Raw genomic sequence first — 1,163 nt, forward strand, 5'->3', positions numbered from 1 at the left:
GCCGGGCGACTACACCGTCTACCTCGACGTGATCGACGGCTCCGGCCAGAAGCACCTGACCCGCAAGGTCACGGTGGCCGAGCGCTACACCCTCGAGTCGCTCGACGTCTCGGGCGACGCCCGCTGCGGCAAGCCGGTCAAGCTCCAGGCCAAGGTGTCCGGCGACGCCTCCGGCCTCAAGTACAAGTTCGTCTGGGAGAAGGGCGGCTGGGCCAAGTGGGGCGTCGCCCAGCAGCCCTCCGCCTCCTCCTCCTGCGAGTGGACCCCGACCGAGCCGGGCGACTACACCGTCTACCTCGACGTGATCGACGGCTCCGGCCAGAAGCACCTGACCCGCAAGGTCACGGTGGACGGAACTCCTATTTTGGGGAAATCAAGCGTGTCTGTTGAGTCGATGGCCAAACTGTTTACTTCCACGGGATACGCTTATCCATCGCAGGTCTATTCACAAAAAGGTGCTTCGGATATATCCGACTTTTGCGAGCAGGTTGTCAGCGCAGCTTCTTCGGAGGGGGTCCGACCTGAGGTTGTGTTTGCCCAGGCTATGCTGGAGACCGGCTGGCTTCAGTTTGGAGGCTCGGTTTCGGTTGATCAGTGCAATTTTGCCGGCTTAGGAGCCACCGGCTCACAGATCAAGGGTGCAAGCTTTGATAGCGTTTATCAGGGGCTTCTTGCTCAAACGCAGCATTTAAAGGGCTATGCGACCACCGCATCGCTGACCAACACGTGTGTTGATCCTCGTTACCAGGTTCTTGTCGACAGAGGGCTTCTTGGTGTTTCGCCGTGCTTGGAGGATCTTAATGGACTGTGGGCTGTTCCTGGTGACGGTTATGGCCAGAGAATTGCAAAACTCATTGATCGTTTGATTTAGGTTGCTGCCATTTCTTAAATTTCGATTTATATGATGCTGCTAGTCAGGTGATCTTGGTAAAGGCGGAGGATATTGATGAAGGTCGTATATCGAAGATTCGTTGCTGTTCTATTTCTTTCTTTGATGGTTTTGCCATTCATGGCATCTTATTCGTTTGCGGCCGACTACGACTCTTCGTCTTCGAATGAAATACTAACAAAAGAGGTTGTGCGACCAGCCGAGGACTTCTCCCTCGACGGCCTCTCCGCCGAGGCGTCAGACGGCGGCGCGCCCCTCCTCGGCGACGAGTGCA

General features: G+C 56.3%; 2 protein-coding genes. Both read left to right on the forward strand.

Going from position 1 to position 1,163, the window contains the following annotated elements; translation table 11 throughout:
- On the forward strand, positions 1 to 871 hold an 871-nt coding region (locus AB5Z14_RS04160; RefSeq protein ID WP_368130424.1), incomplete at its 5' end, for a glucosaminidase domain-containing protein.
- Between the two features lie 75 nt (positions 872 to 946).
- A partial coding sequence (locus AB5Z14_RS04165) for a hypothetical protein (protein WP_368130426.1) occupies positions 947 to 1,163 on the forward strand: 217 nt, incomplete at its 3' end.

It is taken from the genome of Collinsella aerofaciens, assembly GCF_040910265.1.
In the GTDB taxonomy this organism is placed as follows: domain Bacteria; phylum Actinomycetota; class Coriobacteriia; order Coriobacteriales; family Coriobacteriaceae; genus Collinsella; species Collinsella aerofaciens_BK.